Source organism: Tardiphaga sp. (assembly GCF_025356345.1).
Lineage (GTDB): Bacteria > Pseudomonadota > Alphaproteobacteria > Rhizobiales > Xanthobacteraceae > Tardiphaga.
The window spans coordinates 1-8,545 of record NZ_JANXTC010000160.1 but is presented as its reverse complement, the minus strand read 5'-3'; the positions used below and the strand labels follow the sequence as shown (position 1 = coordinate 8,545).

General features: G+C 66.3%; 11 protein-coding genes. 7 read left to right on the top strand and 4 right to left on the bottom strand.

Annotation, left to right across the window (positions count from 1 at the left end):
- The 3 genes from Q0S16_RS09375 to xseA all read right to left on the bottom strand — a co-directional run.
- The coding region (locus Q0S16_RS09375; RefSeq protein ID WP_295847436.1) for a hypothetical protein at nucleotides 1-215 on the bottom strand (215 nt) is incomplete at its 3' end.
- A gap of 110 nt (nucleotides 216-325) precedes the next feature.
- Nucleotides 326-550, bottom strand: coding sequence for a DUF2093 domain-containing protein (locus Q0S16_RS09370; RefSeq protein ID WP_295847434.1), 225 nt, complete (start codon nucleotides 548-550; stop codon nucleotides 326-328).
- 99 nt (nucleotides 551-649) lie between these two features.
- On the bottom strand, nucleotides 650-2,263 hold the full coding sequence (xseA, locus tag Q0S16_RS09365; RefSeq protein ID WP_295847431.1) for an exodeoxyribonuclease VII large subunit: 1,614 nt from the start codon (nucleotides 2,261-2,263) through the stop codon (nucleotides 650-652).
- A 130-nt stretch (nucleotides 2,264-2,393) separates the two neighbouring features.
- Here xseA and Q0S16_RS09360 point away from each other — a divergent pair, with 130 nt between their 5' ends.
- From Q0S16_RS09360 to Q0S16_RS09335, 6 genes are all read left to right on the top strand, one after another.
- On the top strand, nucleotides 2,394-3,404 hold the full coding sequence (locus Q0S16_RS09360) for an alpha/beta fold hydrolase (protein WP_295847429.1): 1,011 nt from the start codon (nucleotides 2,394-2,396) through the stop codon (nucleotides 3,402-3,404).
- Nucleotides 3,401-3,955, top strand: coding sequence for a hypothetical protein (locus Q0S16_RS09355; RefSeq protein ID WP_295847427.1), 555 nt, complete (start codon nucleotides 3,401-3,403; stop codon nucleotides 3,953-3,955). Before Q0S16_RS09360 ends, Q0S16_RS09355 begins: the two co-directional genes overlap by 4 nt.
- A gap of 1 nt (nucleotide 3,956) precedes the next feature.
- A complete protein-coding gene (locus Q0S16_RS09350; protein WP_295847425.1) occupies nucleotides 3,957-4,259 on the top strand; it encodes a transcriptional regulator in 303 nt (100 codons plus the stop codon).
- Nucleotides 4,260-4,287: 28 nt separating this feature from the next.
- On the top strand, nucleotides 4,288-4,794 hold the full coding sequence (locus tag Q0S16_RS09345; protein WP_295847424.1) for a DUF6622 family protein: 507 nt from the start codon (nucleotides 4,288-4,290) through the stop codon (nucleotides 4,792-4,794).
- Nucleotides 4,795-4,892: 98 nt separating this feature from the next.
- A complete protein-coding gene (purD, locus tag Q0S16_RS09340; RefSeq protein ID WP_295847422.1) occupies nucleotides 4,893-6,176 on the top strand; it encodes a phosphoribosylamine--glycine ligase in 1,284 nt (427 codons plus the stop codon).
- Nucleotides 6,177-6,207: 31 nt separating this feature from the next.
- Entirely contained in the window at nucleotides 6,208-6,498 is a 291-nt protein-coding gene (locus Q0S16_RS09335; protein WP_295847420.1) for a hypothetical protein, read from the top strand.
- Here Q0S16_RS09335 and Q0S16_RS09330 read toward each other — a convergent pair.
- A complete protein-coding gene (locus Q0S16_RS09330; protein WP_295847437.1) occupies nucleotides 6,469-6,915 on the bottom strand; it encodes a nucleoside deaminase in 447 nt (148 codons plus the stop codon). The two genes, Q0S16_RS09335 and Q0S16_RS09330, sit on opposite strands and share 30 nt — an antisense overlap.
- A 189-nt stretch (nucleotides 6,916-7,104) precedes the next feature.
- Between Q0S16_RS09330 and Q0S16_RS09325 the strand changes: the two genes are divergently transcribed.
- A partial coding sequence (locus tag Q0S16_RS09325) for a S4 domain-containing protein (RefSeq protein WP_295847417.1) occupies nucleotides 7,105-8,545 on the top strand: 1,441 nt, incomplete at its 3' end.

Below are 8,545 nucleotides of genomic sequence, written 5' to 3'. Positions count from 1 at the left end.
GTGCCGCTCACGTCCAGGTCGTAGAAGACGCCGTCGGCCCCGACGGTCTCGTCGATGAGGCCCCCGACTCGTTCGACCGCGCGGCGGCTGGCGTCGATCTGGATCTCTGGGGACAGGAACCGCTCCCCCGACCGGCCCATGACGCGGCTCACGCGGACGGCGATCGCGAACCGCGGCATGTCCGGAACCACCGCGAGACGACGCATGGCGGTCACGCTGACCTTCGAGGACCAGGCAGGACTGCGGGCGTTCGTCATCGAACGATTGAATCGCGCCCGGGCGATAAAGCGTTGAATCTTGTTCCGGACGCGGCGCGGCGACGTGCTCAGACCGCCTTCAAGGCGCCGGGATAATGCCGCTGCAGCACCGCTGTCGGCACCGCATAGGCCTCCTGCAGATCGACGCTCCAGTATTTCAGCTCGTCCAGTGGGATCCGCTCGCCGGTGATCGCGCAGCTGACAAAGGTGCCGGGCGACACCACGCGAAAATCGCCATCGAGATATTGCAGTTGCGCCTCGCCGCTGCCGGAGGGGCCGAATTTGTTCAGCACGGTCTGTTCCTTGTCGCTCCGGCGCAGCCGCCGGACAGCATTTGTTGGGGCGTTCCTAACACAAATAGGTCGGCACCGTCGCGGGTTAAAGGCTGGCCGTTAGAACAGCGTACCCTGATCGATCGGCTTGACGCGCTTCGCAGCGGTGGCGGTGGCGGTCGTCGCCGAGGCCCTGGCCGGGCGCGCCGTCGCCGGCGAGCGCTCCATATCCGCCGTCACGCCAACAAAGCCGTCGGCGAATTCGATGCTCAGGGCGGCGCCGGGGCCGATAGAAGCGGCAGCATGCAATGCCGCGCCATGTTGGTCGCGCACCAACGCGAAACCGCGCGCCAGAACGCCGCGATAGGATAGCGCGGCGAGCAATTGCCCGGACGCCAGCACGCGGGCCTGCTGGCGCTGCACCAGGGTCGACAGCGCGCGATGCGCGCGCTCTGACAAACGCTGGGTGCGCTCGCGATCCCGGGCAATGGCGTTACGCTGCGCCTGCGCATTGGCCAGCTTCGAGGCTTTCAGCCGCACTTCGAGCCCGGCGAAGCGGTCGCGGCGCTGCCGCAGAGCCGCGCGCGACGACAGCATCAGCCGCTCGCCCGACACCGTCAGCCGCTGCGTCGCCTGCGAGATCTGCGCCCGCAGCACCCGCAGCGTCAGGCTTGAACTGGCCTGCGCGAAGCGGCGGTGGTGCGAGTGGGTGTTGGCTTTCAGCGCGCGCGGCAGCGCGGCGCTGGCGCCGTCGAGCCGTTGTCGCGGGATCGCCAGCAACTCGCTGGCCGCGGGCAAAGCGCGCGTCGCGGCGCGCAGCTCGTTGCGGCGGGATTCCTGCGCGCGCTGCCAGCACAGCATCATGCGGCGTTCGTACGCCGAGATTTCCACGAATAGTTCGGCGCGCACCGGCACCGCCATTTCGGCGGCGGCGGTGGGCGTCGGCGCGCGTCTGTCGGCGGCGAAATCGATCAGCGTGATGTCGGTCTCGTGGCCGACCGCGGAGATCAGCGGGATCATGCTCTCGGCGGCGGCACGGACCACGATCTCTTCGTTGAACGACCATAAATCTTCCAGCGAACCGCCGCCGCGCGCGACGATCAACAGGTCCGGGCGCGGGATCTTGCCGCCTTCCGGCAGCGCGTTGAAGCCATGGATGGCGGCGGCGATCTGCTCGGCGGAGCCGTCGCCCTGCACCTTCACCGGCCACACCAGCACTCGGCGCGGAAAGCGGTCGGCGAGGCGGTGCAGGATGTCGCGAATGACCGCGCCGGTCGGCGAGGTGACGACGCCGATCACTTCCGGCAGCCACGGCAAAAGCTGTTTGCGCGATTCGTCGAACAGGCCCTCGGCACCGAGCTTGCGCTTGAGCACTTCCATCAGCGCCATCAGCGCGCCGACGCCAGCCGGCTCGATCGATTCGATCACGATCTGGTACTTTGACGAGCCTGGATAAGTGGTCAGCTTGCCGGTGGCGATGACCTCGAGGCCCTCCTGCGGCTTGAACCGCATCCGGCCGTGCGTGCCCTTCCAGATCACCGCCTCGATCTTGGCGCCCTCGTCCTTCAGCGCGAAATAGCAGTGGCCGGAGGAGTGGGCCCCGCGAAAACCGGAAATCTCGCCGCGCACCCGGACATGGCCATAGGCGTCCTCCACCGTCCGCTTCAGCGCCGAGGACAGCTCGGTGACGGTGAATTCGGCGGAATTGGACAGGGAGGCGGGCGTCTTGGGCATCGAATCTCGGCTCTCGGAGGTCACCGTAAAATAGGGATTTTTGACAGGAAACGCCAATCGGGACTTGCAGGTCAGATTACTCTGTAATACAGAGTTATCTGTAATTATGAATCCATGGGAGGGGCTGGTCATGTTCAGGACGATCATTTCATTCGGTTTTCGAATCATCCTCTGGGGCCTTGCCGCCGCGGGACTGGCAACGCTGCTGCTGGCGGGCCTGATTGCCACACCGCTGCGGCCGCTGCCGGAACTGGCGTCGATCTCGGAAGCCCGCAAATTTGTGGATTATTCCAACCTGCCGGCGCTGGAACGCTACGAGGGCAATGACGGGACCGCGCTCTTCTATCGTCATTACCGTCCGGCGCAGCCTGCTACCGACCGCGTCGCCATCGTCGTGCACGGCTCTTCCGGCTCCAGCGGCACGACGATCCACGCGCTGTCTGCTGCCCTGCTACAGCACGGCGTGCAGACCTATGCCGTCGACATTCGCGGCCACGGCTCCTCGGGCGCGCGGGGCGACATCGGCTATGTCGGCCAGCTCGAGGACGACCTCGCTCGTCTTGTCGCTGTCATCCGGCAGGACAACCCGACGGCGCCGCTGACGCTGATCGGCCACTCCTCCGGGGGCGGATTTGCGTTGCGGATTGCCGGCTCCCCGATCCAGAACCTGTTCGATCGCACCATCCTGCTGGCGCCCTATCTCGGCTACGACGCGCCGACGACCCGTCCTGACTCCGGTGGCTGGGCGCGTGCGGATATCCCACGCATCGTCGGATTGCTGGCCCTCAGCAAGCTTGGCATCACCTGCTGTGACCACCTGCCGGTGGTGGCCTTCGCGGTGCCGCCGAATTCCACCAGCCGGCTGGTGTCGAGTTATAGCGAAACACTGCGTAGCAATTTCGGTAGCCATGCCGACTTCCGCACTGATCTAGCCGCGGCCCGCAAGCCGATCACGGTGTTTTCGGGCAGCGCTGACGAGCTGATGGATGCCAGTAAATATGAATCGGCGCTGCGCGGCGTGTCGCCGTCCGTCAAGGTCCGGCTGCTGGACGGCATCAACCATATGGCTATCGTCGCAGATCCCCGCGCGGTGTCGGTGATCGCCGACGATGTGGTCAAATCCGAAGTGAGTTCACGATGAGCATCGATGCCAGGGAAGCCGCCGCCGCGCTGTCGGACATTGACGATATGGCGCAGCGCGTGCGGCAGTCGCAAATCTACCGGATCGCTGCCCAGATATTGATGCTGTGGGGACCGCTGACGGCGATCGGCTATATGGTGTCGTGGGGCTGGCCCCGTTACGCCGGCTACGGCTGGATCGCGATCGATCTGTCGGGCCTCGCCTGTTCGTTCGCCATCAGCGCACGCGGACGCGTCCGCAACGGGACACGCGTGTTCGACAACCGGGTGTTCGCAGCCCTGGCGCTGTTGTTCGGCTTCGGCCTGCTGTGGAGCGTCGGCATCGCGCATTTCACGCCGCGCCAGCTCGGTGCGTTCTGGCCGATCTATATCATGCTGGTCTACAGCATTGTCGGCCTGTGGGTCGGTTACGCCTTCGTCGCGATTGGCGTCGGCATCACCGCGCTGACGCTGCTCGGTTACTTTTTTGCCGGCGATTGGTTCGAACCGTGGATGGCGGTCGTCAACGGCGGCGGGCTCCTGCTCGGCGGCTTCTGGATGCGGCGGAACTGAGATGGCTGAACTCGACGATATCATCCACCAGCCGCTGCGGCTGCGCATCATGGCGGCGCTCACCGCGCTGCCGGATCTGCACGGCCTCGATTTCACCCGGCTGAAGAAACTCACCGGCGCGACCGACGGCAATCTTGGTGCCCATATCGAGACGCTGGCGAAGGCCGGCTATGTCGCGGTGGCGAAAGCCTTTGTCGGCAAGAAGCCGCAGACCATGGTGACCGTCACCGGCGCCGGGCGCGGGGCCTTTGCCCGCCATGTGGCGACGCTGCGCGAGATCATCGCGGCACAACCGACTGAATGATACCCGTGCACCACGACAGGAGACCGACATGCTGACTCTGGCAGGAATTCTCATCAACACGCCGCCCTGGGTGTTCGCGCTGCTGGCCTTGCTGATCTGGCTCGGCTGCCTGTCGCTGCGGCCGCGTTCACAGCCGTTGCGCCGCCTACTGATCGTGCCGGCAGTGTTCTTCCTGATGGGGGTGTCCCGGCTGCTGCTGGCAGGCAAATCGATCGAACTGCTAGCGGTCTGGCTCATCAGCGCAGCCCTGCTGGCGGCGCTGGCGCTCTATGCCGGTCCTCGCCACGTCACCATCGATCGCGACAGCGGTTACATCCGGCGCCCCGGCAGCGTGCTGCCGCTGGTCCGCAACATCGTCGTGTTCCTGCTGCAATACGCCGTCGCGGTGGTAACCGCGATGAAGCTGAACATCGGCATCGACGTGGCGATCGCCGGACAGGCGATTTCCGGGGCGTGTGCTGGCTACTTCCTCGGCTGGACCATCGCGCTGCTGCGCAGCTACCGGGCGGAAACCGCCGTCGCCGCGGCGGTCTGAGCCGATCTGCCTGTGTGCGGGTCCCGGCCCGTTGTTGCGGCGCCGGTCAGCCGGGGCTAAACCCTGCCTCTATCCGCATATCCGCACTGGCTGCATTCATGAACATTCTCCTTCTCGGTTCCGGCGGGCGTGAACACGCGCTGGCGTGGAAGATCGCCGCCTCACCGCTGCTGACCAAATTATGGTGCGCGCCGGGCAATGCCGGCATCGCCCAGGAAGCCGAATGCGTAGCGCTCGACGTCGCGGACCACGCGGCAGTCATCGCGTTCTGCCGTGAAAACGCGGTGGAGTTCGTCGTGGTCGGGCCGGAAACGCCGCTCGCGGCCGGCATCGTCGATGACCTCGCGGTTGCTGGCATCAAGGCTTTCGGGCCGAGCAAGGCCGCCGCCCGGCTGGAAGGCTCCAAGGGCTTTACCAAGGACCTCTGCCAGGCCAACAACATCCCCACCGCCGCCTATCAGCGCTTTACCGACGCGGACAAGGCCAAGGCCTATATCCGCGACCAGGGTGCGCCGATCGTGATCAAGGCGGATGGCCTCGCCGCCGGCAAGGGCGTTGTCGTCGCCGAGACGCTGACGGACGCGCTCGACGCCATCGACATGATGCTGTCCGGCGGCTTCGGTGAAGCCGGCGCGGAGGCCGTTGTCGAGGAATTCCTGGTCGGCGAGGAGGCCTCGTTCTTCGTGCTGTGCGACGGCGAGCACGCGCTGGCGCTGGCCACCGCGCAGGACCACAAGCGCGCCTATGACGGCGACAACGGCCCCAATACCGGCGGGATGGGCGCCTATTCGCCCGCGCCCGTGATGACCGACGCGATGTGCGCCCGAGCCATGGACGAGATCATCTATCCCACTTTGCGGGCGATGAGCGCGATGGGCGCGCCCTTCAAGGGCGTGCTGTTCGCCGGGCTGATGATCACCGAGGATGGCCCGAAGCTGATCGAATATAATTGCCGGTTCGGCGATCCGGAAACCCAGGTGCTGATGATCCGGCTGATGTCGGACCTGCTGCCGGCGCTGATCGCCTCCGCCGATGGGCAGCTCAAGAACTTCGACCTGCGCTGGTTTCCGGAACCGGCGCTGACAGTGGTGATGGCCGCCAAGGGCTATCCGGGCAATTACGACAAGGGCACCCGCATCGCCGGCCTCGATCGCGCCGCCAGGATCGAGGGCGTCGAGATTTTCCATGCCGGCACGGTGGCGTCCGGTGACTGGATTCTCGCCAATGGCGGTCGCGTGCTCAACGTCACCGCGTCGGGCAAGAGCGTCGGCGAGGCGCAGCGTCGCGCCTACGAGGCGATCGGGCTGATCAACTGGCCCGAGGGCTTTTGCCGCCGTGACATCGGCTGGCAGGCGGTCGCGCGCGAGCGCGGCAAGAAATAACAGACGATCTATCATAATCCTTGACGGAACCTTGTCCGCTACCGTTCATTGGTTGGACCGAGGTGCGTTCATGGCTCATTACTATTTCGACTTGAAAGATGGGGCCACACAGCGCGATCATGCCGGCGTCGAACTGCGCAGCGACGATGATGCGATCGCGCGCGCGCACGTGTTGGCCGACGAAATCGGTAACCAGGGCACGGTTCGTGACCACGCCTGCCACGTCTCCGTCATCAATGAGAACGGCCATGAGGTGACGCGGGTACCGGTCAGTTCCGAATTCCGCCCTCGATCAACGGCGGGCCTGAAAAAAATCTCGTAACAGCCTCGCCGAGGCGCCTTCGCCCATCGCGGAATAGACCTCCGGGGCGTGGTGGCAGGTGTTGGAAGCGAAGAACCGAACCCCTGAATCGACCGCGCCGCCTTTGGGGTCGGCGGCACCATAGTACAGCCGCCGGATCCGCGCGAACGAGATCGCGCCCGCGCACATGGTGCAGGGCTCCAGCGTGACGTAGAGGTCGCAGTCGATCAGCCTTTCGCGGCCAATCTTTTCCGCCGCCTGCCGGATCGCCAGGATTTCCGCATGCGCGGTTGGATCATGGTCGGTGATGGTGCGGTTTCCCGCCGCCGCGATCACGGCGCCGTTCAGCACGATCACCGCGCCGATCGGGACTTCGCCCGCTTTGGCGGCGTTTTCGGCCGCTGCGAGCGCCAGATCCATAAAAGAAGGTGCGGCCATGGCCCGTTTTCCAGATAAACGCGCCTTCGGACGCCCGACCGGTTTGCAACTTTGCTGATCGCGCTTTGCGGCGAACTCTGCTAGGGACAATGGATTCAGCAAGAGTGGACCCGTTCTGCGCGCGTTATCGCCCCGCGAACCCGTCCCGCCGCTCAACCGCCATTCCAAGCATCCGCAGTGAGACCATACATGCCCCGCGACAACGACAAAAACAACGGCCCCTCGCGTGGCCGACCCCCCGGCGGCAAGGGAGCCGGCAAGGGCCGCTCCGGCGCATCGCGCGGACCTGAAAAGAAATTCGCCAAGCGCGATGGCACCTACACGCCGAAGCCGCATGATGCCGGCGCCGGCGAGAAGAAGAGCTACGGCACCAAGCCGTATTCCGGTCCGGGCAAGCCCTATGCCGGCAAGCGCGACGGCGCACCGCCGCGCCGCGACGATGACCGCGCCCCGCGCCGTGACTACGGCGATGCGCCGCGTCCGGCACGCAGCTTCAGCGGTGACCGCCCGGATCGTGGCCCGCGCAAGGAATTTGGCGGCGACAAGCGGCCCTACACGCCGCGCGACGGCGGTGGCGAGAAGCGCCCTTATTCCCCGCGCGCTGGTGGTGACAAGCGGCCCTACCAGGCCCGTGATGGCGGTGGCGAAAAACGTCCTTATACGCCGCGCGAAGGCGGCGGTGAAAAGCGCCCCTATACGCCGCGTGAAGGTGGTGGCGAGAAGCGTCCCTACAGCCCGCGCGGCGATCGCCCGAATTTCAACCGCGACGACCGCGCGCCGCGTGGCGACCGCGCTGATGCACGGCCCGCGTCGCGTTTTGCCGACAAGAAATTTGGCGACAAGAAGCCCTACACGCCACGCGATGGCGGCGGCGAGAAGCGCCCCTACCAGTCCCGTGACGGCGGCGACAAGCGCCCCTATACGCCGCGCGGCGATGGTGACCGGCCGCGGCCCTCCGGTGATCGTCCCTACAGCGCGCGCCCGTCGCGCGATGGTGAGCGTCCGCGCTCCGATCGTCCGCAGGGGGATCGGCCCTACAGCGGCGGCGGCAAGTTCGGTGGCGACAAGAAGTTTTCCCGCGGCGCGCCGGATCGCGGCGGCCCGCGCAAGAGCTTTGCCGATCGTGGCGATCGTGGTTCCGATCGCGGCGAATCAAAGCCGTGGCAGAAGCGCGAAGAGGGCGCCGATCGCAATGCGCGCCCGGCGCGCGAGGGTGCGCGCCAGTACGAGCGGCCCAATTTCGAGCGCACGCAATTTGCGCGCGTGACCGAAGAACGCCCGCGCTTCGAGCGCGCGCGCGAGGAGCGACCCAAATTCGACCGGCCGCGCGAGCGTCCGAGCAGTGATTTCCACGAGCATCCGCGCAACAATGGCGGCGACGAGCGTCCGCGCCGCGAGAACGAGGATGATTCCCGGATCTTTGCGAAGCGTCCCGCTTTCGGCGGCCGCGGCGAGTACCGCGAGCGCAAGCCCGAGGAGCGCCGTCCGCCGCGCCCGCCGGCGCCGAAGAAGGATGGCGAGCGCGTCGCCAAGGTGGTGTCGCGCGCCGGCCTGTGTTCGCGCCGCGATGCCGAGGAATGGGTGACGCAGGGCCGCGTCGCCGTGAATGGCCGCGTCATCAATTCGCCGG